General features: G+C 41.9%; 23 protein-coding genes and 1 tRNA gene. 14 read left to right on the top strand and 10 right to left on the bottom strand.

Annotation, left to right across the window (positions count from 1 at the left end; translation table 11 throughout):
• Window positions 1-177 precede the first annotated feature (177 nt).
• Entirely contained in the window at window positions 178-858 is a 681-nt protein-coding gene (locus HXT39_RS04670; RefSeq protein ID WP_041160559.1) for an ECF transporter S component, read from the top strand.
• Between the two features lie 113 nt (window positions 859-971).
• A tRNA-Ile gene (locus tag HXT39_RS04665) sits at window positions 972-1,045 on the top strand.
• A gap of 80 nt (window positions 1,046-1,125) precedes the next feature.
• Here the strand turns inward: HXT39_RS04665 and HXT39_RS04660 are convergent.
• Together HXT39_RS04660 and HXT39_RS04655 are read right to left on the bottom strand one after the other, a co-directional pair.
• Window positions 1,126-2,028: a carbohydrate kinase family protein gene (locus tag HXT39_RS04660; protein ID WP_004110445.1), complete on the bottom strand. Its 903-nt coding sequence runs from the start codon at window positions 2,026-2,028 to the stop codon at window positions 1,126-1,128.
• Between the two features lie 285 nt (window positions 2,029-2,313).
• The gene (locus tag HXT39_RS04655; RefSeq protein ID WP_103013940.1) at window positions 2,314-3,909 is read right to left on the bottom strand and encodes an aminopeptidase P family protein; all 1,596 of its coding nucleotides are present in this window, start codon (window positions 3,907-3,909) and stop codon (window positions 2,314-2,316) included.
• Window positions 3,910-4,187: 278 nt separating this feature from the next.
• Between HXT39_RS04655 and HXT39_RS04650 the strand changes: the two genes are divergently transcribed.
• Window positions 4,188-5,645 carry a bifunctional folylpolyglutamate synthase/dihydrofolate synthase gene (locus tag HXT39_RS04650; protein WP_103013941.1) on the top strand — a complete coding sequence of 486 codons (1,458 nt, stop codon included), beginning with the start codon at window positions 4,188-4,190 and terminating at the stop codon, window positions 5,643-5,645.
• 17 nt (window positions 5,646-5,662) lie between these two features.
• Here the strand turns inward: HXT39_RS04650 and HXT39_RS04645 are convergent, their stop codons facing one another.
• The 4 genes from HXT39_RS04645 to HXT39_RS04630 form a co-directional block, all read right to left on the bottom strand.
• A complete protein-coding gene (locus HXT39_RS04645) occupies window positions 5,663-6,391 on the bottom strand; it encodes an aspartate/glutamate racemase family protein (RefSeq protein WP_103013942.1) in 729 nt (242 codons plus the stop codon).
• Between the two features lie 35 nt (window positions 6,392-6,426).
• Complete coding sequence (locus HXT39_RS04640; RefSeq protein ID WP_081378923.1) at window positions 6,427-7,668, bottom strand: carboxylate--amine ligase; 1,242 nt, start codon at window positions 7,666-7,668, stop codon at window positions 6,427-6,429.
• Between the two features lie 134 nt (window positions 7,669-7,802).
• Window positions 7,803-9,608: a UDP-N-acetylmuramoyl-L-alanyl-D-glutamate--2,6-diaminopimelate ligase gene (locus HXT39_RS04635; RefSeq protein WP_103013943.1), complete on the bottom strand. Its 1,806-nt coding sequence runs from the start codon at window positions 9,606-9,608 to the stop codon at window positions 7,803-7,805.
• A 25-nt stretch (window positions 9,609-9,633) separates the two neighbouring features.
• Window positions 9,634-10,413, bottom strand: a complete 780-nt coding sequence (locus HXT39_RS04630; protein WP_033888658.1) for an exonuclease domain-containing protein — start codon at window positions 10,411-10,413, stop codon at window positions 9,634-9,636.
• Between the two features lie 278 nt (window positions 10,414-10,691).
• On the opposite strand from HXT39_RS04630, the gene HXT39_RS04625 reads away from it, so the two are divergent.
• On the top strand, window positions 10,692-11,240 hold the full coding sequence (locus HXT39_RS04625; RefSeq protein WP_421793311.1) for a sigma-70 family RNA polymerase sigma factor: 549 nt from the start codon (window positions 10,692-10,694) through the stop codon (window positions 11,238-11,240).
• A gap of 68 nt (window positions 11,241-11,308) precedes the next feature.
• Here HXT39_RS04625 and HXT39_RS04620 read toward each other — a convergent pair whose 3' ends face one another.
• The 4 genes from HXT39_RS04620 to HXT39_RS04605 all read right to left on the bottom strand — a co-directional run bounded on the left by HXT39_RS04620 (window position 11,309) and on the right by HXT39_RS04605 (window position 14,413).
• Entirely contained in the window at window positions 11,309-11,383 is a 75-nt protein-coding gene (locus HXT39_RS04620) for a 50S ribosomal protein bL37 (RefSeq protein ID WP_369803150.1), read from the bottom strand.
• 137 nt (window positions 11,384-11,520) lie between these two features.
• A complete protein-coding gene (gene ybaK, locus HXT39_RS04615; RefSeq protein WP_004105119.1) occupies window positions 11,521-12,021 on the bottom strand; it encodes a Cys-tRNA(Pro) deacylase in 501 nt (166 codons plus the stop codon).
• A 168-nt stretch (window positions 12,022-12,189) separates the two neighbouring features.
• On the bottom strand, window positions 12,190-13,245 hold the full coding sequence (gene gap / locus HXT39_RS04610) for a type I glyceraldehyde-3-phosphate dehydrogenase (RefSeq protein ID WP_004573912.1): 1,056 nt from the start codon (window positions 13,243-13,245) through the stop codon (window positions 12,190-12,192).
• Between the two features lie 370 nt (window positions 13,246-13,615).
• A complete protein-coding gene (locus HXT39_RS04605; protein ID WP_033888660.1) occupies window positions 13,616-14,413 on the bottom strand; it encodes a thiamine diphosphokinase in 798 nt (265 codons plus the stop codon).
• A 299-nt stretch (window positions 14,414-14,712) separates the two neighbouring features.
• Here HXT39_RS04605 and asnB point away from each other — a divergent pair, with 299 nt between their 5' ends.
• From asnB to HXT39_RS04555, 10 genes are all read left to right on the top strand, one after another.
• Entirely contained in the window at window positions 14,713-16,599 is a 1,887-nt protein-coding gene (asnB, locus tag HXT39_RS04600; protein ID WP_102703416.1) for an asparagine synthase (glutamine-hydrolyzing), read from the top strand.
• A gap of 253 nt (window positions 16,600-16,852) precedes the next feature.
• Window positions 16,853-17,590 (top strand): translation initiation factor IF-3, encoded by a 738-nt coding sequence (gene infC, locus HXT39_RS04595; RefSeq protein WP_199172886.1) that lies wholly within the window; start codon window positions 16,853-16,855, stop codon window positions 17,588-17,590.
• Window positions 17,571-17,765: a 50S ribosomal protein L35 gene (rpmI, locus tag HXT39_RS04590; protein ID WP_004128670.1), complete on the top strand. Its 195-nt coding sequence runs from the start codon at window positions 17,571-17,573 to the stop codon at window positions 17,763-17,765. The genes infC and rpmI overlap by 20 nt, the downstream gene beginning before the upstream one ends.
• A gap of 67 nt (window positions 17,766-17,832) precedes the next feature.
• A complete protein-coding gene (gene rplT, locus HXT39_RS04585; protein WP_004105106.1) occupies window positions 17,833-18,216 on the top strand; it encodes a 50S ribosomal protein L20 in 384 nt (127 codons plus the stop codon).
• A 94-nt stretch (window positions 18,217-18,310) separates the two neighbouring features.
• Window positions 18,311-19,270 (top strand): site-specific tyrosine recombinase XerD, encoded by a 960-nt coding sequence (xerD, locus tag HXT39_RS04580; protein WP_102703467.1) that lies wholly within the window; start codon window positions 18,311-18,313, stop codon window positions 19,268-19,270.
• A gap of 48 nt (window positions 19,271-19,318) precedes the next feature.
• Entirely contained in the window at window positions 19,319-20,158 is an 840-nt protein-coding gene (locus HXT39_RS04575) for a ParA family protein (protein WP_076002697.1), read from the top strand.
• Window positions 20,159-20,350: 192 nt separating this feature from the next.
• On the top strand, window positions 20,351-22,276 hold the full coding sequence (gene typA / locus HXT39_RS04570) for a translational GTPase TypA (RefSeq protein ID WP_064621387.1): 1,926 nt from the start codon (window positions 20,351-20,353) through the stop codon (window positions 22,274-22,276).
• Between the two features lie 43 nt (window positions 22,277-22,319).
• Entirely contained in the window at window positions 22,320-22,727 is a 408-nt protein-coding gene (locus HXT39_RS04565; RefSeq protein WP_041160476.1) for a hypothetical protein, read from the top strand.
• 137 nt (window positions 22,728-22,864) lie between these two features.
• Window positions 22,865-23,860 carry a prephenate dehydratase gene (locus HXT39_RS04560; protein WP_102703417.1) on the top strand — a complete coding sequence of 332 codons (996 nt, stop codon included), beginning with the start codon at window positions 22,865-22,867 and terminating at the stop codon, window positions 23,858-23,860.
• Complete coding sequence (locus HXT39_RS04555; RefSeq protein ID WP_004110388.1) at window positions 23,854-24,939, top strand: prephenate dehydrogenase; 1,086 nt, start codon at window positions 23,854-23,856, stop codon at window positions 24,937-24,939. The genes HXT39_RS04560 and HXT39_RS04555 overlap by 7 nt, the downstream gene beginning before the upstream one ends.
• Window positions 24,940-24,958 lie beyond the last annotated feature (19 nt).

Here is a 24,958-nt window from a genome sequence, read left to right as displayed (position 1 = left end):
TATATTTTTTCTATAAATCGATATAAGATCTGACAATGTATTAAATATCACAAAAGGTATGTTGTGCTTTTTAGAGGTGATACACTTTCTCATTGGTACTTCTGCCCGGGCTGCGTAGGTCAGGAAGTATTCAATTCAGTAATTTACAATGCGCAGCAGCTTAAAAAAGGATTTCCTATGAGCGATATTTTCAATACAAATAATAATGGGTTAGAATCATCTAATTGTGTAACGGATCAAGTGGATAGTAATGCTGCTTCTAGTATTAATAGGGTTGTGAGCATGCGTTGGCGTGTTGCAGATATCGCATTAGGTGCTGCTCTTGCTGCTGTTTTTGGCGTTATCTTGTATGGCTATGGCTTGGTGTTTATTCCTTTGATTCGTACTTTGAATGCAGCTGTTCTTCCTGGTTTTGCAAGCATCACGCATGGTGTTTGGTATTTGTCTGGAACTCTTGCAGTTTTGCTTATTCGTAAGCCAGGTTCTGCAGTGTATGTAAATGTTGTTGCAGCATTTGTACAGGTGCTACTTGGAACTCCGTTTAATATGCGAGATACGCTTATTTCCGCACTTTTACAGGGTGTGTTTGCGGAGATTCCGTTCTTAATTTTCCGTTTGCGAAAGTTTAATTTGACTTTGAGTGCTCTTTCTGGTTTGCTTGTGGCTTTTGAGTATGGTGTGTTCTTAAGCTTCACTAAGTATCAGGCCAAAGCTTCTACTTATATTACGATTCATATGATTACAGAGCTTATTAGTGGATTGTTGCTTTCTGGAGTGCTTGTGTGGTTTGTGTATTTGGCTTTGCGTAAAACTGGTGCTCTTGATAACTTCGCATCTGGACGCTCTGACCGAGCTTGAAATCATCGGGATTTCAAGCTCAGTAACCCTAAGCAAGGTCAAAAATTCGACTCACTGAGTTGGCGACGTTTATGGGTATGTGCTAATCTAGTCGTTGCTAACTTTGTTAGCGTGGGGCTTTAGCTCAGTCGGTTAGAGCAGCGGACTCATAATCCGTCGGTCCAGGGTTCAAGCCCCTGAGGCCCCACAAGATATTAATAATGCCACTTCATTATGATTTATGAAGTGGCATTTTTGCATCTTATAATTTAAATTTTATTTTTTGTTTTATTTGTTATTTTCTGCCATTGACAAGTAATCTGGTATTTGTTTTGGATACTTAGGCCATGCTCCTTCTTGAGTGCACACAAATGCTGCAGTATTAACAGCTGCGCGATGCGCCTCTTGCAAGCTTTCTCCCTTAAGAATATGCGCTGCAAATGTTCCTGAGAACGAGTCTCCAGCACCAACTGTGTCAAGAACTTCAACGTGTGGAGTTGGGATAGTTGAGCTTTCTCCAGTGCTAGTAGTAATCGTGCTAAAAGTAGAGCCGCCTGTAAGAATCACATAATCTAGTCCGTAACGAGCTTGGAACCACTTGCAAGCTTCCTCGTCTGAAGTGTCGCGAATATTGAACATATCGCGTAATAAGAATAGTTCCGAATCGTTAAGCTTAAATACTGTTGCTTCTTGAAGTAATGTGTCAATAAGATCCTTAGAGTAGTGATCGCTTCTAATGTTAATATCGAAGAACTTCATTGCTCCAGGCTTAGTATGCTTTAACAATTGCAAAATTGTGTCGTGAGTTTCTTGAGAACGTAAGCTTAGAGTGCCAAAGCATACTGCATCTGCTCGTTCTACTAAATCAATGAGTTCTCGAGTGTAAAGAATATGATCCCATGCTATATTTCGCAGAATAGTGTACTCTGGTATTCCATTTTTTAGTGTTACTTCTACAGTGCTTGTTGGCCAAGCGTTGCGTTGAATAATTGAAGCGATGCCAGCTTTGTTCACTTTGTCAATCAGCTCATCGCCGAGTTGGTCTTGACCAACAGCGCTAATCATGCAACTTTGCGCTCCGTGACACTGTGCATGATATGCAAAATTTGCTGGTGCTCCGCCAACACGTTTTCCGTGTGGAAGCAAATCCCATAAAAGTTCGCCGAGTGAAAGAACAATTGGCTTAGTCATAATATTCCTTTCGCACGCGTCAGTGCAGCAAGTTTGTAGAGCTATACTTTTTACTAAATATCTTCTCGCTTCTTCAAAAGCATTTTGATGCAAATTTTGCTTGTAAAAATGCTATACGAACAATTATGGTGCGCCCTTTCGATAAGTAATATGCGCAATGCGTGTTACGTTTCTATAGAGCGCACCATAAGTGCTATATTGTGTACGTTTAACTTAGCTTATGCTGGCGTACTATATTATTATTATTCTTTTTTATTATATTTTTCTATTATTTTGATTTATTGCTTAATGCTGAAAAATATCACTTTTGTGAGCTTGTTCAGCCATCCATGCTTCTACATCATCGATTTGCTTTGGAATGTCAATAGAAAGCCACTCTGGACCGTTTTCAGTCATTAGTACATCATCTTCAATACGAATTCCAATTCCGCGCATTTCTTCCGGTAGCATCAAATCGTTAGCTGCAAAGTATAATCCTGGCTCAATAGTGAATATCATTCCTGGAGTAATTTTTGCGCTCTGATAAGACTCGTAGCGTGCTTGTGCGCAATCGTGCACATCCAAACCAAGATGATGAGCAACGCCGCAAGCGTGCCAACGACGATGCTGTTGACCTTCTGGCGAAAGTGATTCTTCAACGCTAACTTTCAAAATTCCCCATTCGTGCAAGTGTTCGGCTAGAACGCGCATGCAAGCATGGTGAATATCGGAGTAGGTTGCACCTGGTTTAGCAGCCTCAAAACCGGCTTGCTGAGCGTCAAGAACGCACTGGTAAAGCTTCTTTTGTAAGTCAGTGAATTTGCCGTTCGTTGGGAAAGTTCGTGTAATGTCAGCAGTGTAGAGGCTGTTAACTTCAACGCCGGCATCAATAAGTAGCAATTCTCCGCTGGAAACAACGCCAGTGTTGCGCATCCAGTGCAAAATTGGCGCGTGCTTGCCTGAAGCAACAATAGTGTCGTAGCCTACTTCGTTGCCTTCTTCGCGAGCAACAGAATTAAAAGCACCCTCAATCATGCGCTCGGAATGCTCATGACCCAAAGCATTAGGCAAACGCGTAAGCATGCGGTCAAAACCAAGTTTTGTGGCGGCAATAGCTTTGCGCATTTCGCGAATTTCGTAGTCGTCCTTAAGCATTCGTGCTTCTGCAGCGAATTCGTGCAATTTATCGTCTGCGCAAGTGTTTGCATCTTCATCAGTAAATCCACTTGCTTCTCGCATTGTTTCAACTTTTGCAGTAAGCTCAGGATCGGTTTCTCGAACAATTCGCACGCGAATGCCTTCACCATTAGCATCGTCGCTTACGTTCTTTGCAATAGCGTCATCAAGTTCTGCAATATCGCGCGTTTCAATGCCAGTCATTGCTTTAAGTTCTTTTAAGCCTGCGCGAGGACCAACCCAATATTCTCCGTAGTGAGGATCCTTGTAAAATGCTGAAGTGCTGTTATCTGCGCGTGGAGCTACAAAAAGCTCAGGTACATGCGTTTTTCCAGCCTTAGCTTCTTCGCTGTCTTCGCTGACTGGCTCCATAACAAGCACAGCACCAGCCTCATAGTCTTGACCTAAGCCAGTGTAGTAAGCAAATGTAGTGTCTGGACGGAAAGCATAATCGCAGTCGTTATTACGCACCTTTGGTTGTCCTGCAGGAATAACTAAACGTTCACCTGGGAAACGCTTTGAAAGAGCCTCTAAACGAGCTGGAATGTACTTGCTAGATTCAAGAGCTTTAACTTCTGGCTCCTGGTTATCCCAGTTATTCGTCATAAAATCTTTAAAAGAATCACTGTTTGGACGAAGTGAACGGTTATTTACGCGATCTTCTGCCTTTTGCGTGCCGTCAGCTTTTAGCTCTTCGCCGTGCTCAGTTGGCGTATATTCTGCCATTATGAGACTCCTTAATTTTTGCTTGTTAATTTTTGCTTGCGCAAATTATACAAATAGTAAATAAACAGTCAATAAACTAACATAGTCTTATTTAGTGTTTTATGCGAGTTTTTTAGTGCAAAATAGCAAGATTTTATACGCAATTTACAAAGTGCGTATAAAACGCTTTTGCTATGTGAATATTGTCACAACATATTTATATGCGTGTGTTGTTGGTATCAACTAATCTAGATTGTTGGAAAATGAGTAAGCGAGCGTAAAAATTAGGGGGAGTAGTTATGTCTATTGAAAATCCAAATCGCAATAATGAGCGAATTGTTGATATCGAACGCAATATTATGAGTCGAGCTCCAGAACACAATAAAACTAATCTCGACTTGGATCGCATGCGTCTTATTCTCGATATTTTAGGTCATCCAGAGCAGTCTATGCGTGTTATTCACATAACTGGTACGAACGGCAAAGGTTCTACTGCTCGAATGGCTGAGTCAATTTGTCGAGCATACGGTTTGCGAACCGGATTATATACTTCTCCACATTTGGAGCGCGTAAACGAGCGCATTATGATTGACGGACAGGAAATTAGTGACAATCAGTTCGTTGATGTGTGGGATCAAATGAAAGACATTATCGACATGGTTGACGCTCGCATGGAAGCTGACGGTAAGCCAAAAATGAGCTTTTTTGAAGTGCTTACAGCCATGGCAATTTGGGCTTTTGCGGACGCTCCTGTTGATGTTGCTGTTATGGAAGTTGGCATGGGTGGCGAATGGGATGCCACTAATGTTATGAATGCTGATGCTGCAATTATTGGGCCGGTTGATATGGATCACATGCAATGGCTTGGAAACACTGTTGAAGAGATTGCTCGCACGAAGGCTGGTATTATTAAGCCAAATTGCACTGTTATTTTGGGTCCTCAGCCGCATGAAGCTAAGGTTTTGCCAATTATTAAGGAAGTTGCAGAGCGCAACCATGCTACATTATTGCGCGATTCTTCTTATGGCGATGGCGAACTTGAAGTTGTGTCTCGTACTCCTGCAGTTGGTGGACAGGTTGTTACTTTGCGTACACCTCTTGGCACTTATGAGGATGTTCCGGTTGACAAGTTTGGCAAGCATCAGGCTCATAATGCTTTGGCAGCTCTTGCCGCTGCAGAGGTTGTGCTGCCTGTAAGTGGTGCTTTGGATGGCGATTTAGTTGCAGAGGCTTTAAGTCAGGTTAAGGTTCCTGGGCGTATTGAGCAGGTTCGTACTTCGCCGACAATCATTATTGATGGTGGACATAACGTGAATGCTGCCGAGTCTCTTCGTGAAACTATTGAAGAAAACTATCATTTTGAGCAGCTTATTGGCGTTGTGGCAATGATGGCAGATAAGCAAGTTGAAGAATACTTGGGTGTTCTTGAACCTATTTTGACGAAGATTATTGTTACGCGTAATTCTTGGCGGGACCGTGTAATGGATCCGGAAGATCTTGAAAAGGTTGCTGTAGGCGTGTTTGGCAGGGATCGTGTGATTCGCGTTGACGAGCTTCCGGATGCTATTCAAACGGCTGTGAATCTTGTTGATGAAGACGATGAGCTTGGCGTGGGCTACGGTCACGGCGTGCTTATTTGCGGAAGCTTTGTTACGGCAGGAGATGCTCGCACAATGCTTGTTGAGCATGTGAATCCGGATTTAAAAAAGCCTAAAGATCAGCGCGTTGCAATTCACCCGAATATTGACGAGTCCTGAAAATTAAGCTATTTCTGCTACTTCATTCGCAAAGATTTAGCTTTTTCTACAGTATTTTTTACAAGTACTGCTTGAGCGTCAACTAACGGTATTTGCGGAAGAGGAAAAGCTTCATTAAGTACGCTTAATTCTGTGCAACCCAAAATAAGTGCGTCGCAACGGCACGCTCCTGCAGGGTCAAGCATGTCGCTTAAAACGGACTCGTAACGGCGTAAATTAAGATTACCTGTGCCTTTTACATCATCATAAATAAGTGATGTAATGCGTTTTTGTAAATCGTCGTCGGGTGCTACGAATGTGTATCCTGCTTCTTCTATAGCGCGCTGATACACTCCAGCTTTACGCGACCCTGCAGTACCTAAGAATCCAATACGGTTACATTTAGACTTTGGGTAACGTTTAGAAACTTCAGCTACAGCACCACGCGGCATATGTATAATTGGCACGTCGGTAAGTGCTTGGAACTTATCGTAAAAGTAATGCGCAGTATTGCACGTGAGCACAATAAATGAAGCACCCATCGCAGTTGCTTTAGCTATGTCGTCTGCAAGAGTAGGGAATGGGCTTTCGGATGATTCGCCAACAATATATGCTGTTCTATCTGGCACAGAAGCATCATTGAATACCACATAATCTAAAAACTCTTGATCGTTATGTGCATGCGTTTCTTTATTAAGTAAACGAATATAGCTTTCTGTTGCAAGTGTGCCCATGCCGCCAAGTACAGCAAAAAACGGACGTTTCATTGTCTCATATTCCCTTCAAAGTTACGTAATAATTTTCACGCTTTATTGCGGAAAAATTCTGCGTAACGCCTTGTGTAAATTGAAAACATATGACGAATCATCAACCAGCGTAGCAGATTCATATCTTTTTTATATTCTAGCGTAGTGCCCCAATCGCCGCGACGAATCATATTAAGACCGCGCTTCTTTTCATCGCCTTCTGCTACATAATTGCAAAATATCGATCGCGGAATCTCCATCCACAACTTTTCTCCACGACCGAACACAGTATTTCCGTCAAAAGGCTTATGGTCAATTAAATCTTCAACAAAATATTTAGCAATATTAAATCCGTTTAAAGTGACGAAATAGCTTGAACGGCCTTGGCGTAAATTGATTTCAAAAAGCTTATATTTTCCGTCTCTCTCATCGTATTTCATATCAAAATTAGCTACGCCAACGTAATGTATATCTTCCAAAAATGCTTTAATATTTTGGAAAACTTCTTCATTGTAGTCTGGAATAATAGCTGCATAATTGCCAATCGCTTCTGGAGTTGGATCCTCCAGCAGAGGGTGTCCTAGAAACATCATGCGCACATGATGATTGCTATCAACGTAAGCGTTTAGCACACGCATGCGGCTGTCGTCTCCAGGAATAAAGTCTTGCAAAATCATTTCGTCATCGTAGCCAGCTTTGTACGAGCGTTGAATAAGAGTATCAAGTTCTTGCGGAGTATTGATAATAAAAGCTTTTTTACGTCCCTCAAAATCAATATCAAGCCATTTAGTGCTATTCGCTGGTTTCATAGCAATAGGGAAGCTGAATGGCAAATCTTCATAAGCGTGCGCTGCTACTTCTTGAGCGTTTACAACTTTAGTTTTTGGATGAGGAAGATTGTATTTTTCACAAGTTTTATAGAATGAGCTTTTAAGGCTAAGCTGGCGATTGAGCGAATTTGGCAATGTGTGGAAAGCAAAATATTCGTGCAATTCATCACCGCATTGGCTTAGAAGGTTCGCATATACGTCGCCGCAAGGAATAAGCAGAAGTTTGGTATTAGGATGCTCTTGATGCCATGATTTAGCAAAATTAAGCATTGTATTGCGGAATGTAGGAAGTTCTCCAAAGCCTGGAACAATTCTCACATCGACAATTTTGCTAAATTTCGTAGGTGAAAGTTGGAAGTGCGCAAAAGCAATTGAAGTAATGCCATATTCTTCATGGAATGCTCGAGCCATGCCGTATGCGTTTATATCGCTACCGAGTAACACAGGTTGAAATCGTTGATTCTTCATTTGTATCTTCTTCATTTGTTTTAATTTGTTATTTAACTTGTTTGTTATTTAGTTTGTTAGCTAGCTTGTTAGTTAGTTTATGTAGTAATTGCGTTTATTTTATTCGTATATTTTCATACTTTCGCATAAGCGTATTACAGACCAAAAAGACGCTTTATTACGAATGAATCACCCTCATACGGCACATGCTTTCGTTTGTTTTTAATCCAACGTTCATCGCCCTTACCGATAGCAAGAAGAATGTTTAATCTTCCATTTTTTTGTTCGCTACTTGCTGCATCGTTGTAAGCGCATTCTATTGCTTCAGCTCTGTCGATAATAATGCGTGAAGAAACATTTGGGTTCGTAACATAACTTTGCATATCCTCGCAAATATGCATTACGTCTTCAGTATCAGTATCTTCAGTAGTGAAAATAAACTGTTCTATGCGGTTTTGCGCGGCTTCAACAATTTCTTTACGACGGTCGACAGCTTTATCTCCTGTGGAACCAGTTATTAGCGTAATTCGAGGATTAAATTTGCCGTAGCGTTCTTCTACAAAGTCAAGAACTGATTTTGTAGAAATGTAGTTATGCGCATAGTCGACAACCGCAATCATGTTTGAGTGCGTGTCTTTGAAAACTTCCATGCGTCCAGAAATTTTCACATTCTCAATAGCGTGTAGTGCGTGTAAATCAGTATCCTGATTAATTCCCAATTCTCCTGCAATAGCGATTGCAGCTAAAGCATTTTCGTAGTTAAAATCTCCTGCAATAGACAATGCGAATTCGTCAATAGGGCAGTAGTGCACGTCTTCTTCGTAGTCGTTATCTTCATAGTCGTCGTCTTCGCTTGAGTCTCGCATAGCGATGCAATGTGATTCACTATTTTCTACTGGCATTGCAATGTAGTCAGGAGTAAGTAATTCCGTGTAATCGTCATCGTTAGCAGGCGCGCAATAATTTATGCGATCGTCGTCAAGATCATCGAAATTGTCATTTTCGCAAGCATCGCCTTCTATTTCATCTTTTTTAATGCGAGCAAAAGTTGTTACGAGCACATTGTTGCGTTCCGCATCTTGTAAAAGAAGATCTGCGTGATCTGTATCAGAATTTAGTACTAAACGCTTAGTATTTGCAATAATTTGTCGTTTGCAATACAAGTAATCTTCAAAAGTTGGGTGCTCAATAGGGCTAATGTGGTCTGGGCTAATGTTTAAGAATGCTGCAACATCGAATTTAAGACCGTATACGCGATTCACCTTATAAGCTTGCGAAGAAACTTCCATAACAAGATACTTCATGCCGTTATCTACAGCTTCGCGCATCATTTTGAAAGCATCAAAACTTTCAGGAGTAGTTAAATTAGATTCAACGTAATTTTTTCCGTCTACGCAATTATCTACTGAAGAAAACAGTGCTGCTTTACCGTGCGAATGGGAGTTTAGGATAGCGTGAGTAAAGTAGGCTGTAGTTGTTTTGCCTTTAGTTCCAGTAATTCCAACAATAGTGAGTTTTTCTTGTGGATTTCCAAAGAATGCTGCTGCAAGCACGCTCATTGCTTTTTTAGCATCCGTAACAATTAAACCAACAGCTTTTGTGTATTGTGCGTAGCTTTGTTCAGCAACATATGCAGTAAGTCCTTTGTTGTCTGCATCTAAAAGATATTCCGACTTAAAATTGCCTTTAATAAACAGAAGTGTTCCAGATTTAATATCGCGAGTATCGTAAGTTGCGTTAGTAAAGCACTTATCTGCATCAATATTTGGGAAATAATACGGATTTAAAGACCATATTTCATTGCGAGAATGAGTAGAGTCTATAGTTTTTTCTTTAGTATTAGCACTATTAACACTATTAGTATCTTCTGCTTTACCATATTGAATCATTTCGCGCAACAAACCATAGTGCTGCAAAATTTCACTTGCGCTCGCTAATGACAACGTGTTATGCATGATCATAATTTACTTCTTTTCACCAAATGTTTTATAGCCATGTTCCAGTAATAGGCTCACGTCCGTGAGATTGCAGCCATTGATTGAAGCTATCTCGCCAATTAATATAAGCTTCGCGCTGCCAATCCATCATAGTATTCAGCCTCATGCAACTTACTGACTCATATAGTTTGCTCATTGGAGCAATCAAATCAAGAGCTGCAACTGTGTCTGCTGTAGCATCGTGGAAATCTCCGATTGGTTCAACCCCGTAAAACTGAGATGTAATAGTGAGAGTACGCTTGCCGGATCTTCTAGAAACAGCCCTATCGATAACAAGAGGGTCAACAGTAAGAATGTCATTAGCGTTTAGTGCATGTATTGAACAAGTTGCGCGTTCTTCTAGCGCAGTAAGATGCCAATGCTTCAAGTCGTGACGTAACATTGCAATATCAAATGGAGCGTTATAAGCAAGTAGTGGAATATTCTTAGCTTGAGCCATGCTTACTGCACGTGCAAGGAATTCAAGTTCTTCTTCAGGCTCTCCGCCGTGTTCTTTGAGGTATTCATCTGTGAAACCATTTACTTCGCTTGCTTTAGGATTCATAGGCTGATGAGGGTTAATTAACCAAGTTGATACCACATCTCCAGTGTGAGCTAGTTCAGGATTGCGTAATACTAGAGTTGCAGAAACAATGGCATCTTTACCAATATTTGCACCTGTAGTTTCAGTGTCGAAACCAAGTAACCATGATTCAGCAAGTAATGTATTCTCATCTTGCTTAGGTGCTAAATCTAAAGCATTTAACAATTCTTGAATATGAGTTGGCATAGTCACAATACTACCGCAATGTCACGCAATGTCACACTATGCCGCGCTGCGTTATTGTGCTGCGATGTGTTACCATCTCGCGCTGCGCTACACTATGCAATACGATAAATCAGTAGCGATATGTGCAAAGTAAAAGTATTATTGACTATATGAGTGAGCAAATCGAGAAGACAAATGTTATGTGCTCTAAAAGCGTAAGAGTTAAAAAACAAAATGCAAAAAATTGTAATGCTCGCTTATTTAGTGATCGTTTAGTAGATACTAAGCAAAGTTCTGCAATGGAAAGTCGACGCAAAAGATTTGAACAACTTGTATCTACTTGCGTTGATCCTTTGTACACTCAAGCTATGCGTCTTACGCAAAATGCGCAGGATGCGCAAGATTTAGTGCAAGATACTTTTGAGCGCGCTCTTAAATCTTTTGAAACTTTTCAGCTTGGCACGAATTTTGCTGCCTGGATTAACAGGATTGAACGAAATTTGTATTTTAATCAGTACGCGAAAGCAAAACGAAGCCCTAAACGTGCTAACGATGAAACTGGTGACTACAATGATTGGGATATCTATGAGGCTTCTAATCATTGCGCAAAAGGAATGCTTTCTGCTGAACAAGAATATTTAGAAGGGTTTGCTCCACAAGAGATTATTGCGGCGCTTAGTAAGTTGCCGCCTGAGCGTAGAAAAGTTTTTATTGAAGTCGCTATTCGAGGTAAATCTTATAAACAAATTGCCCAAGAAGAAGGCGTAAAAATAGGAACTGTTATGAGCAGACTTAACCGCGCTCGCATGCAACTCAAACGTGAGCTTTCTGATTATTCTAGTGAATAAAAGTATGTTAAAACGAAAAAGCCCACGATTGACGTGGGCTTTACAGTATGTATAAGCGAATTTATAGTTTAAGCATTTGGTCTTTTACCATGATTCGCTGCTTTTTTACGACGCGCCTTGCGCTTGCGGCCACGCATACCCATAATGCACTCCTTAACGATTAATGAACAACCTTAGGGATTATCGCACGTTGCCAAGACGTTATATTTGCCAACGTACTAATCCCGTGCGAGTAATCACTTGTTGGTAGCAATATTTGCAGTAATAAAGCTTATGTTGCTTATGCTGCTATATCAGCTACAGTTGCGTTTAATAATGTTACGATATCTTGAGGATTAAGAACTACGTCCAATCCTCGTTTTCCTCCAGAAACAAGAATCTCATCAAATTGCATTACGCTACTATCTAGTACTGTTTCATGGTGCGTTTTTTGTCCGAATGGTGAAATTCCGCCAACTACGTAGCCGCTTTCTCGTTGCGCAACTTCTGGGCTTGTCATACTTGCTTTCTTTGCGTGTACGGCTCCTGCAATTGCTTTCATATTGAGACGTCCGTTTACTGGAACAATTCCAACCACTCGCTTTTCACCAGTGTCAACCATAAGAGTTTTGCAAACTTGAGCTGCGCTTACGCCTAGCTTCTCAGCAGCCTCAATTCCGTAGCCGTCGTCCATGTGATCAGCGTCATGCTCGTATTGCGCTATGCGGAAGGTGATGCCTGCGTTTTCGAGTTGCGCAATAGCAGGAGTTGCTTTTCCGGTTTCTGCATGTTTTTTACTCATTTTGTTACCGTGCCTTATACTCAGCCATCAAATTCTGTTACATGATATGCTATACCGACTGTTGACTTAACATATAAACCCCTTGTGTAGCTTAGAAAGCAGCACAAGGGGTTTTTGATATATTAAATATTCGTACAACCAGCTATTGCTGATTGATGCTTAGCGAAATTACTCGGAGATTTCAGCGAAGTAAAGAAGGGTGCGAATCATGTTGGAGGTGAAGCCGTACTCGTTGTCGTAGAAGGTGACGGTACGAGCCAAAGTTACACCGTCAACAGTGTTCACATCGGTCTGAGTTGGATCGAAAACGCCACCGTGGGTGTCGCCGATGATGTCAGAAGACACGATACTGTCTGCATTGTAACCGAAGTACTCGCAGTTTTCGAAAGCCTTCTTGAAAGCGTCGTTAATTTCTTCAGTGGTTGCTGGCTTCTCAAGAACAGTAGTTAACTCGGTAACAGAGCCGTCTGGAACTTGAATGCGCTGTGCGTGACCCTGGAGCTTGCCGTTAACTTCTGGCACAACCTTGCCGATTGCCTTAGCAGCGCCGGTGGAGTGCTCAATGGTGTTGCAAGCTGCGGAACGGTTGTTGCGTGGCTTGGAGCCGCGTGGGCCGTCGAGAATCATCTGAGTGCCGGTGTAGGCGTGAATTGTGGTCATGAAGCCGGACTTGATTCCCCAGTTATCTTGAAGCAACTTCACCATTGCGGCCATGGAGTTGGTGGTGCAAGAACCAGCGGAAACAATGTTGTCAGAAGCCTTCAAGATTTCGTGGTTAACACCGAACACAACTGTTGGAGTGGTTTCGTCCTTAGCAGGAGCAGAAATAAGAACCTTCTTAGCGCCTGCATTCAAGTGAGCCTGGGACTTTTCTGCAGAAGTGTAGAAACCGGTGCATTCGAGAACGAATTCAACGCCATCGTTCTTAACCCATGGAATGTTATTTGCGTCTTTTTCGGCGTAAACCTTATAAGTCTTGCCATCTACAACGATTGCGTCTTCGGTGGAGGTTACCTCAACTGGGGTGCCGTCATCGTGGCGGAATGTGCCGTGGGTGCTGTCATACTTGAGCAAGTAGGCGAGCATCGAAGGGGTGGTCAGATCGTTGATGGCTGCGACTTCGATGTCACCTGCTTGACCGCCGCGAGCTTGAAGCTCAAAAATACGACGGAATGCGAGACGACCGATGCGACCGAAACCATTAATACCAATCTTGACTGTCATGTGGTTCTCCCTTGAGTGAGACCTCGTGCGCAACGTTTTAAGCCGCGCTATTTTCGCGATGAAAACTCACGCATTTAGGTCATCGTTATTTGAATTAACGGTGTTCATTTTAGTGTGCGGTATGTACGAAGAGTTGTAATATAGCTCACTTTTATTGCAATAATGCATTGTGAGAACAGTGAGCGTTAACATGCTGTGTTTTATGAGTGTTTTTGTGAATTTTTTGATAGTTTCTAGTTGCGTTTTTGCATAACATTTTACGAATCAATATTGTTCAATTGAACAACGCATGTAATTTTAAAAAGAAAAAGGCTGACGAGTTTTCAAGTAAAAGATCCTCGTCAGCCATTTGTGCAAACTAAAGTTTGCGCTATTCGTTATACGTCATTGCTTCAGCAGCTGCAGTAGTCGAATATGTTGGAGTAGTCTCGCTTTCAAGAGGAACTGCTAATGCTTCCGATATAGAAGCATCAACTTCGCCTAAATCTCCAATTGGTCTTTTAAACCAGCTCACCTGTGGCAATGGAGCGTTAATAGGGAAGGTTACAATAAGTGTTCCTTCATGAACGTCAATATGAGCCGGCGTATCATTTAATAATTCGTTACTTAAACCTTGTACTGCATCTCCATGCATGGTTGCGTGTTTAAGCTGATACTTTAATCCAACTTCATTTACATCATTAGAAACTGGAGTATGAGAAAAAACGGAAACTATGCGCAAATCATTTCCAGATGATGCTGGAAAATCAAGAGATCCATCATGTATTGCTGTAACAATTTGACCGTCGCCGTACAAGAATCCAATTCCACCGCGACGCGCTAAACGAACCATAAGTTGAATATTAGAAATAGTATGGTCAACTCGACCACCTAATCCTCCGAAAATATGAAATTCTCGAGAGCCTTTAGCCCAACCGACTTTCAACGCAGAAAGTAAGTCCGGATCATCTTTTTCTGCAGGCAATCTAGTAATAACTGCATCAGTAGGGAGCTTTAATCTAACAGAGTCAAAATCGCCGATGAGCGCATCCACATGCAAACCTAATTTACATGCATGATCCCAGCCTCCATCAGCTGCAATTGTTAAAGCGCGATCTGGCACATGCTCACGCGTATGATCGTAATAATCTCCTGCTGCTAATACTACGCAGCGTTGCAAAGGTTCCATAGCAACATAATAACGCTGCATTTGTACTGATGACATACATTTATAACAAGAGTTTATAAGCGTAGTGTCAACCAACATTTGACTATGTTTTATGCCATTTTTTGGATTTGGTTTTAGCGTATTTTATTGTTTTTATTCCGGCAAATACAGGAATTTTTAGACTAATACTCGCTTAACATAAAGTGCTTGGTGTAATATTGCATGGCAAGTTAGATTTTCCAAGTTATTATGGATTTTCGTTAATTATTTGCTAGTAGACTAACGTAATGCTGTGTTGTATATTCTACGAGGAGAAATAAATGTGCGGAATTGCAGGGTTCATTAATGACACCCCAATTAACGTCAAAAGCCAAATTGTAAAAGATATGACAGATGTGATTGTGCATCGTGGTCCTGACGAGTATGGAACTATGATTGACGAACACGCAGCACTTGGTTTTCGTCGACTTAGCATTATAGATCTTCACGGTGGATCCCAACCTATGTACAACGAGGATGGGAATCTTGCAGTTACTTTTAATGGCGAGATTTATAACTACAAGCCACTTCGCGAAGAACTTATTAAAGCTGGTCACACTTTCCACACTGATTGCGATACAGAAGTATTAGTGCACGGATACGAAGAGTGGGGTAAAGGCTTACTTAATCGTTTACGCGGAATGTTTGCATTTGTTATTTGGAACAAGAGTACTCAAGAATTGTTTGGCGCTCGCGACCATTTCGGTATTAAGCCTTTTTATTATGCGCAAATGAACGGTACTTTTATGTACGGATCCGAAATTAAATCTTTACTGCGCCATCCAGATTTTAAGAAGGAACTTAACGAAAATGCGCTTAAGCCGTTTATGACATTCCAATATCCTGCAATTAACGAAACTTTCTTCAAAGGCGTTTTTAAGCTGCGTGAAGGTAATTGCTTTACGTATAAGAATGGCGAAATGAAGATTGAGCAATATTACGATCCTAATTTCAAAGAAACAAAGCAACGCTTGAATGAATTAGTTGATTCTATCGATAAAACAGTTTGTGATTCTGTTCAAGCTCACCAAATTGCGGATGTTGAAGTTGGTTCGTTCCTTTCTTCTGGAGTTGATTCAAGTTATGTTGCCGCTGTTGCGCGCCCTGAACACACATATTCTATTGGTTTTGCTGGTGGAAGATACAATGAATCCAAACAAGCAAGCGAATTGGCAAAAATTATTGGCTTAAACAATAAATCTGAAATTATTGACGCCGCTGACGCATTCCGTTATTTCCCACAAATTCAGTGGTATTTGGACGAACCTGATTCTAACTTCTCTTGCGTCCCATTATTCTTCCTTGCAAAATTAGCTTCGCAAGATTTACGCGTTGTGCTAAGCGGTGAGGGAGCAGATGAATTATTTGCAGGATACATTGATTATGGTGTTCATACGCGTTCTAAACTTATTAAAGTTGTGACTCGCATGCTTGCAAAGTTGCCAAAAAAGTTACGTTACGCGATTGGTCGAGCTGCAAAGGGTAAGCATTTCCATGGAGCGTGGCACTTGTACGCTAATTTAGCTCCAGCTGAGGAGCATTTTATCGGCCAATCAAAGGTCTTCAATGAGGAAGATGCTGTAAAACTTTTGAAGCCTGAGTATCGCAAGGGTCCTAGCGTTCGCAGCATTGTTGATGCTATTTACAATAGAATTGCTGGTAAGGGACTTTCTGAAGTGAAGAAAAAGCAATATCTTGATATGCATCAATGGATGCCAGGAGATATTTTGCTTAAGGCAGATAAAATGACTATGGCACATTCTTTGGAGCTTCGCGTGCCTTTGCTTGATCGCGTTCTTATGGATGTTGCAGAAAAAGTTCCTACTAAATATTTAATTACTGACGAAAATACGAAGTTTGCTTTCCGACAAGCTGCGTCCCGTCATTTGCCAAAAGCTTGGTATGACAGAGAAAAGCTTGGTTTCCCTGTGCCAGTTAAGGATTGGTTGCGTGAGGAACGTTTTTATAAGATTGTGCGTAAGACGTTTGAAAGTGACGATGCTGCTAAATTCTTCGATAGAGATGCTTTACTTCGTATGATTGACGATAATTATGCAAAGAAAAATGACGATCGTCGTAAGATTTGGACAGTTTACACATTCCTGACTTGGTATGATGTGTACTTTAATCATGATGGATTGAAGCCTGAGCCAATGCAGTTAGCGTAGAAATCGCATAGTTCTAGCTTTGATTTGTGGCAGTCAAAACACGTTTCGTGTGTTGACTGCTTTTTTGTCAAGGCTTCTAGTAGAATAGACATTCGGCTTGAGTAATCAAGAAAGTGGGATGTCCCCACCTGGAAGCCTGCTGTGGTTTCGGGTTCATGACTTCGGTCACGCAAGTTAGCTTCTTGTGCTGCTTGCTGCGCTGTTTGTAGCGTTTTATTGATATGAAGTAGTGAATCTTAAGCTCTTGGACTTCTTGGTGTATTGCATCTTACAAGTATTTAGAAGGATTGGAGTCATCATTAGCGACGAACCACGCATTAACGAGGAAATTCGAGTCCCTCAGGTGCGCCTTATTGGTCCAAAGGGCGAGCAAGTGGGAGTTATCGCAACCTCTGTCGCGTTAAACCTTGCAAGGGAAGCTAACCTCGATCTTGTCGAAGTTGCACCTACTGCTAAGCCTCCAGTAGCCAAGCTTATTGACTACGGTAAGTACAAGTACAACGAAAAGATTAAGGCTCGTGAAGCACGTCGTAATCAAACCGTCGCAGAGGTTAAGGAAATTCGTTTCCGCCTTAAGATCGACGATCACGATTTCGATGTGAAGAAAGATCATGTGCTTCGTTTCTTGAACGGCGGAGACAAGGTAAAAGTAACTATTATGTTGCGTGGCCGTGAGCAATCTCGTCCGGTTGGTGGCGTTGAATTGTTGCGCCGACTTGCAGATGAGGTCTCTGAAAGTGGCACAGTAGAGTTTGCGCCAAAGCAAGAAGGTCGAAATATTATTATGACTCTTGCTCCAAAAGGCAAGAAAATTCATACACAGTCTGAGCAGCGTCGTCGTGGCGCTGAATCTCGCGCTGAGCGTCAAGCTCGTCAGGCTGCTCGTCTTGCAGCTAAGCAAGAAGTTCAGTCACAAGCTGCAGCTGCAGTAAATGCTATGCAATCCGATCAACATCACAAGGAGGGCAGCAATGCCGAAGATGAAAACTAATTCCGCAGCGTCCAAGCGCGTTCGTCTTACCGGTACCGGTAAGGTGATGCACGATGGTAGCGCCATGCGCCACAACTTGGAGCACAAGTCGGCTCGTAAGCGTCGTGCTCTTTCTGAAGATAAAGTATTGGCTACTGCGCAGAGCAAGAAGCTTAAGGGCTTGCTCGTTAAGTAAGTAACAAGTAAGAATTGCTTGTAAACGAATACGCAATCGAAAATTTTAAGAAAGCTGAGGAATACTTATGGCACGAGTAAAGCGCGCAGTAAACGCTCACAAGAAGCGTCGCGTTGTTCTTGAGAGGGCTTCTGGCTACCGCGGTCAGCGCTCCCGTCTTTATCGCAAGGCAAAGGAACAGCTGCTCCACTCATTTACTTATAACTTCCGCGACCGCAAGGCTCGCAAGGGTGATTTCCGCAAGTTGTGGATTCAGCGCATTAACGCAGCAGTTCGCGCTGAAGGCATCACTTACAATCGCTTCATTCAGGGCTTGCACTTGGCAGGCATCGAATTGGATCGTCGCGCTCTTGCTGAGCTCGCAGTTTCCGATATTGAAGCTTTCAAGGCTGTTGTCGAAGCTGCTAAGGCTGCATTGCCAGCTGATGTAAACGCTCCAGTTGAAGCCTGATTTTGCTTTAATAGAGTTCTATTTTAAGCCCACCAATTTAGGTGGGCTTTTTCTTTTAAATCAACAAATTTATTTATTAGCTATAATTATTTTTATGCGCTCAAATCTTGATTCTGACAATAGGAAAAATAATATTCCTGAAGAGTTTGCACTTCATATTCAACGCTTTATTGCGCATATTGATATTGAGCGTGGTCTTTCTAAAAAAACAGTATCTGCGTACGCTTCAGATTTGCAAGATTACACATGCTGGCTTTACGACGAACGAAAAATAAAAGATATTACTACTATTTCTCAATTAGATATTGAATCATACATTCGAACTTTGAATGAATTAGGGTTGGGAACTAGAACAGTTGCGCGTCGACTTGCAAGTATTCACGAATGGCACCGCTTTATGCTTGCTCATGGCGATATACAAGCTGACGTTTCAGCGCAAGTAAAAGCTCCAAAACAAGCCGAGTATTTGCCGGATGTTTTAAGTATTGAAGAGGTAAATAGAGTTATTGAAGCTGCTGGAAATTTTGGTAGCGAGGACGCTATTTCGATTAGAGATGCAGCTTTGCTAGAATTTTTGTACGCTACTGGAGCGCGAATTTCGGAAGCAGTTGGCGTAAAATTCGAAGATATTGATTTAAACGAATCTGTTGTAAAACTTACAGGTAAAGGCTCTAAGCAGCGTTTAGTCCCGATTGGTGGTTGTGCTGTTCGTGCTCTTCGTAACTATATGGAGAAATCTCGCCCAGAATTAACGTTAAAGGGCAAACGTGAATTGCACACAATTTTCTTAAATAAGAGAGGTAATGCACTTTCTCGCCAATCAGCATGGGCAATAGTAACGCAAGCTGGCGAGCGTGCAAAACTTGACAAACCATTGCATCCGCATACGCTGCGTCATTCTCTTGCCACGCATCTTATTGCAGGTGGTGCTGATGTGCGCACAGTTCAAGAGTTGCTTGGACATGCTTCAGTTACAACAACTCAAATTTATACGCATATTAGTCCCGACGCATTAGTTGAAGCTTACGTAATGAGCCATCCTCGAGCTAAATAATTTTATGCTCAGAGTTTCGTGAGTATACCTGTTGATAAAGTGGGGAACATGCCTACTGATTTACTTGGACGCGAATACGAAACTTTTCATGCACCAGAGCCGTTAGCTTCACACGGTCCTGCTCGCATTATTGCAATGTGCAACCAGAAAGGTGGAGTTGGTAAAACTACAAGTTCCATTAATATTGCTGGCGCACTAAGTCAGTATGGTCGTCGCGTTTTGATTGTTGATTTCGATCCGCAAGGTGCAGCAACAGTTGGACTTGGAATTAACGCAAATGCGCTTGATAATACAGTTTATACGGCATTATTTGATTCGTCTGTAGATGTTCACGACGTAATTCGTCATACTGAAACAGAAAATATTGATATTATTCCTGCAAATATTGATTTATCTGCAGCTGAAGTTCAGTTAGTAACCGAAGTAGGACGAGAGCAGATATTAGCAGGTGTATTGCGCAAAGTGCGCGACGAATACGATGTTATTATAGTCGATTGTCAGCCTTCTCTCGGCTTGCTTACTGTAAACGCGTTAACGGCAGCTGATGGTGTGATTATTCCACTTGCTGCAGAGTTTTTTGCTCTTCGAGGCGTGGCTCTTCTTATGCAATCAATTGAGAAGGTACAATCTCGTATTAATCCAAATCTTAAAGTATTTGGAGTTCTTGTCACTATGTACACTCGCACACTTCATAGTGAGGAAGTGTTGCAGCGCATTTATGAAGCTTTCCAAGATCGCGTTTTGCACTCTGTGATTTCGCGTTCTATTAAGCTGCCAGATTCTACAGTTGCTGCAGTTCCTATCACTATTTTTGCTCCTGAACACAAGACTGCAAAAGAGTACCGCGAAGTTGCGCGTGAGCTTATTGCTAAAGGTGTTGTTGCGTAAGTTCTTGTTGTTCTGCGTTAGTGTGGATTAAAAGCTGTCTGCGCTCACTAGTAAAATCGGTGCGGTTTGGCAGTTTACCTATTTGGGTGCTTGTCAATAATGTATATAGCTACTGTTTTTAGCTGATGTTTATAGCTTAAGCGGTTGCATGTTAATAATTACTTAAAACGCGAAGAATGGAAGAGGTTTGTGATGACTGTTCGCGGTGATATTCGAAATGTGGCAATTGTGGCGCACGTAGACCACGGTAAGACCACTCTGGTAAACGCCATGCTTCAGCAGTCGCACGTATTTTCTGAGCGTGAAGAAGTTCCAGATCGCGTTATGGATTCCAATGATTTGGAACGCGAAAAGGGCATTACTATTCTTGCTAAGAACACTGCTGTGCAGTACACAGGTCCATTAGCTGAAAAGTATGGTCATCCAGAAGGTATCACTATTAACGTTATTGATACTCCAGGTCACGCTGATTTCGGTGGTGAGGTCGAGCGTGGTATCTCTATGGTTGACGGCGTTGTTTTGTTGGTTGACGCTTCTGAAGGTCCTCTTCCACAGACTCGCTTTGTGCTTCGTAAAGCTTTGGAAGCTAAGCTTCCTGTTATTTTGTGCGTAAATAAGGTAGATCGTCCAGATGCTCGTATTGAAGAAGTTGTTGGCGAATCTACAGATTTGCTTCTTGGCTTGGCTCAGGATGTTGTCGAGGAAGGTATTGACCTCGATCTCGACGCTTTGCTTGATTTGCCAGTAATTTATTGCGCTGCTAAAGCTGGTTATGCTTCTGTTAATCAGCCTGAAAATGGTGGTTTGCCAGATAACGATAATTTGGAGCCATTGTTTGATTCTATTATTTCGAACATTCCAGCTCCTGAATACGAAGAAGGCGCTCCTCTTCAAGCTCATGTTGCAAACATTGATTCCTCTGACTTCTTGGGTCGTCTCGGTTTAGTGCGAATTTACAACGGAACTTTGGAAAAGGGCAAGACTTACGGTCTTTCTCGCGTCGACGGTTCCATTGAAAACTTCCGTGTTTCTGAGCTTCTTCGCACTCAAGGTTTGGAGCGCACTCCTGTAGCTTCTGCAGGTCCTGGCGACATTGTTGCTGTTGCTGGCGTAAACGACATTATGATTGGCGAAACTATCGTTGACCAAAACGATCCAAAGCCGCTTCCATTAATTCATGTCGACGATCCTGCAATTTCTATGACTTTCGGAGTAAACGATTCTCCTCTTGCCGGTACTGAAGGCAAAGATCATAAGCTTACTGCTCGTATGATTAAGGATCGTTTGGATCGCGAGCTTATTGGTAACGTTTCTATTAAGGTTATTCCAACTGAGCGTCCAGATGCTTGGGAAGTTCAAGGTCGTGGCGAGCTTGCTTTGGCTGTGCTAGCTGAGCAGATGCGTCGCGAAGGCTACGAGCTTACAGTTGGTCGTCCTCAGGTTGTTACCAAGACTATTGATGGTCAAATTAATGAGCCTATGGAAAGCACTACAATTGACGTCCCAGAAGAGTACATGGGTACCGTCACTCAGCTTATGGCTGATCGCAAGGGTCGCATGGATTCTATGAGCAACCACGGTTCTGGTTGGGTTCGTTTGCAATTTACTGTTCCTTCGCGTGGTCTTATCGGTTTCCGCACTGCTTTGCTTTCTGCTACTCGCGGAACTGGTATTGCAAGCTCTATTTCCGCCGGTTATGCTCCATGGGCTGGTCAGATTGTGACTCGTCAGAATGGTTCCATGGTTTGTGACCGCAAGGGTGTTGCAACTCCTTATGCTATGCAGCGTTTGCAAGCTCGTGGCGTATTCTTCGTTGATCCACAAAGCCCAGTTTACGAAGGACAAATCGTTGGTATTAACAACAAGCCAGATGAGCTGGATGTAAACATTACGCTTGCTAAGCACATGACTAACATGCGTTCTTCAACCGCTGATGTTCTCGAGACCTTGACTCCGCCAATCAAGATGAGCTTGGAAGAGTCTCTTGACTTTGCTAACGAAGACGAATGCGTGGAAGTTACACCTGAAGCAATTCGCGTGCGCAAGATTATTTTGAGCCGTGACGAATGGTATAAGTGGCGTGCTAAGCAGCGTCGTCAAAACAACAACGCTGCATGATAATCGCAATATACCAATTAGTAATGGAACGTTAGGTTTTATTATGTCGTCGAAACCGTGGTCGCATCGCTTGCCTTCGTGGGGCAGGTATGCGACCACGTGTGTTTCTGCAGTAATATGCGCGTTGATTGGTACTTTTGCTCATCGCTGCGGTGCAATGGATAACATTCCTTACGGATTCGTATTATCTATGCTTTTGCTGTTTTTGTCTGCTTGGTGTGCAAGATCTCGTAGTGGTTGGAGTGGATTACTTATTCACGCAATAGTTTTCTCCGCGTTTGCTTGGATTCTCGCATTAGATTTTATTGGCAGTGCAATTCTAGTACCTGTTGGTTTCACAATACCGTTGCCATGGTGTTCGCAATATGTTGGATATTTTTGGCTTTACGGCGTTCTTGTTGCTCACTTAGTCTTGCTTTGTATGCCTCAGCGTTGGTTTGTTATTGAATAGTGAAATGAGCAAAGAATTTGCAATAATTTAAGCGTGACTTCGCTGTGAATTTTGCATACAAAGAAGTATTAAGCAGTATTTTTTACAGTAGTCTTGATTACAATATTCTTAACTGCAACAGTTTTTAAGGAATACTTATGAATAGTAGTAACAGTAAGTTCTCACGTAAATTATGCTATTTAGGGCCGGAAGGTTCTTTTACTCATCAAGCAGCTTTAAAAGTTCAGCAGCAGTTACAATCATTTGAGAATTTGCGACTTATTCCAATTGCTTGCGAGAATGTTCTTAGTATTGCTAGTGAAATCGAAGAGCATCACCATTGGGGTGTTATTGCGTGGGAAAACAATATTGAAGGCGTTGTAATACCTAATTTAGATTTACTCATTGATGCAAAAAATATGGTTGGTATTACTCGAATAGGCGTCGATATTAGTTTTGATGCTGTTATTTGCAAGTCAGATTCAATCGATAACTGTTCTACTATTGTTGCTCACCCTCACGCGTTGGCACAATGTCGTAAGTTTGCTCAAGAGCGTGGATTGAAAGAAAAAACTGCGTCTTCAAATGCTGCTGCTTGTAGGGATTTAGTTCCTGGAGAAGTTGCTTTATGCCCTAAAATTTGTGCTGATTTATACAATAGGCAGATTGTGAGTGAAGCAGTTGAAGATTTTTCTGGCGCGCGAACTGAGTTTTTAGTGCTAGCTCCTCGAGATGAGGCTTTAAATTTTGTTAATACGCAGCGCGAAAACTTTTCATCATTTTCCTCAATTATTGCGTTTATTCCTCGTTGCACAGGTGCTGGAGTGTTAGCAAATTTGCTTGATGTTGTGCGTGATCATGGTCTTAATATGACTTCCTTTATGTCTAGACCGATTAAAGGGCAAGGCGGTTTATACAGTTTTATTGCAACTGTTGATGCTGCTCCTTGGGATTCTACGTGTAAAGCTATGATTCAAGAGGTTGTTGAACATGGTGATTGGGTTCGAGTTTTAGCAGTGTATTCTTCTGATAAACGCAAGAATCCGGTGATGGATGATTGGATGCTACCTCATGGTGGAGTGTGCGTTGAACCTTCAGTTGATGCTTTACGTAATTTGAACGTAATGCGTGCAGAAAGAGAATTATTATGGTAGAAGATGCTGAATTTTCGCAAAAATTTTCTGTTGGCATTGTAGGTCTTGGTCTTATTGGTGGATCTCTTGCAAAAAGACTTGCTAAACTGGCAAATTGCAACGTATATGCATGGAATCGTCATAATGAGCCTTATGACGAAGCTAAAAGTTTAGGAATTACTTGCGTAGAAAAAGTGCAAGATTTAGCAAAACTTCGTCCAAATGTTTTGATTTTATGCAATGCTTTAGCCGCTATGCCAAGTATTTTGCATGAAGTTGCACCTTATATTGACAAATCTTGCACAACTATTAGCGATGTTGGCAGCGTAAAAACTTTAGTTCGAGAGCAAGTAAAAGATGCAGGTTTGCAAGATTGCTACGTTGGTGCGCATCCGATGGCTGGTAGTGAATTTACTGGTTGGAAAGCTTCTAGTGGTGAGCTTTTAAATGGTGCTTTGTGGGCTTTAACTGTTGATGATTCTACTGAGTTTTGGCGAGTTAGAAATATTTTGCAAATGATTGTTTCGCTATGCAAGAATCGCGCAATAGTTTTGGATGATGCAACGCACGATAATTCTGCAGCTCTTATTTCTCACATGCCTCATGTTGTTGCAACAGCTCTTGCAAACGTATTATGTGAACAATCTAATCGTGCTATTGCTTTACAACTATCTGCAGGTTCCTGGCGAGATATGACACGAGTTGCTCTTACTGATCCTCAACGCACTCGTGCTATGGTAAGTGAAAATCGGCATAATACTGCGAAATTATTGCGTTCCGTAATTTCTGAGCTAACTTTTGCTGCAAATATGTTAGATAATGATGTTGAAACCGCGGATGCTTTAGAGCAAGAGTTTTTTGCTAAAGCTCAATCTTGGAGAGAATATAAATACTTGCAGCGCAACTCGTCTAAAACTAGTATGCAACAAAGCGATGCTGCAAATAGCAGATTGTGGAAGTATGATTCTCAAATCAATTGGCAGCAGGAATTATTAGAATCCGCGCGCTTAGGAGAATCCATTGTTGAACTTTCCGGATTTAACATCAACGAATCTTCGCAACTGCTATTGCGCTCAGATGCTTCCTTGAGAAATGTGTAAAACTTGCTCCTTATCAGAC

The organism is Gardnerella sp. DNF01159, assembly GCF_049244215.1.
Taxonomy (GTDB): domain Bacteria; phylum Actinomycetota; class Actinomycetes; order Actinomycetales; family Bifidobacteriaceae; genus Bifidobacterium; species Bifidobacterium swidsinskii.
Note: the sequence above shows the minus strand (reverse complement) of the source record. Positions and strands in the feature narration are given on the sequence as shown.

Bases quoted from the DNA above. Each gene is read 5' to 3' on its own strand.
- HXT39_RS04670 (WP_041160559.1), top strand. From the start codon at position 178: ATGAGCGATATTTTCAATACAAATAATAATGGGTTAGAATCATCTAAT.
- HXT39_RS04660 (WP_004110445.1), bottom strand. From the start codon at position 2,028: ATGACTAAGCCAATTGTTCTTTCACTCGGCGAACTTTTATGGGATTTG.
- HXT39_RS04655 (WP_103013940.1), bottom strand. From the start codon at position 3,909: ATGGCAGAATATACGCCAACTGAGCACGGCGAAGAGCTAAAAGCTGAC.
- HXT39_RS04650 (WP_103013941.1), top strand. From the start codon at position 4,188: ATGTCTATTGAAAATCCAAATCGCAATAATGAGCGAATTGTTGATATC.
- HXT39_RS04645 (WP_103013942.1), bottom strand. From the start codon at position 6,391: ATGAAACGTCCGTTTTTTGCTGTACTTGGCGGCATGGGCACACTTGCA.
- HXT39_RS04640 (WP_081378923.1), bottom strand. From the start codon at position 7,668: ATGAAGAATCAACGATTTCAACCTGTGTTACTCGGTAGCGATATAAAC.
- HXT39_RS04635 (WP_103013943.1), bottom strand. From the start codon at position 9,608: ATGATCATGCATAACACGTTGTCATTAGCGAGCGCAAGTGAAATTTTG.
- HXT39_RS04630 (WP_033888658.1), bottom strand. From the start codon at position 10,413: ATGCCAACTCATATTCAAGAATTGTTAAATGCTTTAGATTTAGCACCT.
- HXT39_RS04625 (WP_421793311.1), top strand. From the start codon at position 10,692: ATGGAAAGTCGACGCAAAAGATTTGAACAACTTGTATCTACTTGCGTT.
- ybaK (WP_004105119.1), bottom strand. From the start codon at position 12,021: ATGAGTAAAAAACATGCAGAAACCGGAAAAGCAACTCCTGCTATTGCG.
- gap (WP_004573912.1), bottom strand. From the start codon at position 13,245: ATGACAGTCAAGATTGGTATTAATGGTTTCGGTCGCATCGGTCGTCTC.
- HXT39_RS04605 (WP_033888660.1), bottom strand. From the start codon at position 14,413: ATGGAACCTTTGCAACGCTGCGTAGTATTAGCAGCAGGAGATTATTAC.
- asnB (WP_102703416.1), top strand. From the start codon at position 14,713: ATGTGCGGAATTGCAGGGTTCATTAATGACACCCCAATTAACGTCAAA.
- rpmI (WP_004128670.1), top strand. From the start codon at position 17,571: ATGCCGAAGATGAAAACTAATTCCGCAGCGTCCAAGCGCGTTCGTCTT.
- rplT (WP_004105106.1), top strand. From the start codon at position 17,833: ATGGCACGAGTAAAGCGCGCAGTAAACGCTCACAAGAAGCGTCGCGTT.
- xerD (WP_102703467.1), top strand. From the start codon at position 18,311: ATGCGCTCAAATCTTGATTCTGACAATAGGAAAAATAATATTCCTGAA.
- HXT39_RS04575 (WP_076002697.1), top strand. From the start codon at position 19,319: ATGCCTACTGATTTACTTGGACGCGAATACGAAACTTTTCATGCACCA.
- typA (WP_064621387.1), top strand. From the start codon at position 20,351: ATGACTGTTCGCGGTGATATTCGAAATGTGGCAATTGTGGCGCACGTA.
- HXT39_RS04565 (WP_041160476.1), top strand. From the start codon at position 22,320: ATGTCGTCGAAACCGTGGTCGCATCGCTTGCCTTCGTGGGGCAGGTAT.
- HXT39_RS04560 (WP_102703417.1), top strand. From the start codon at position 22,865: ATGAATAGTAGTAACAGTAAGTTCTCACGTAAATTATGCTATTTAGGG.
- HXT39_RS04555 (WP_004110388.1), top strand. From the start codon at position 23,854: ATGGTAGAAGATGCTGAATTTTCGCAAAAATTTTCTGTTGGCATTGTA.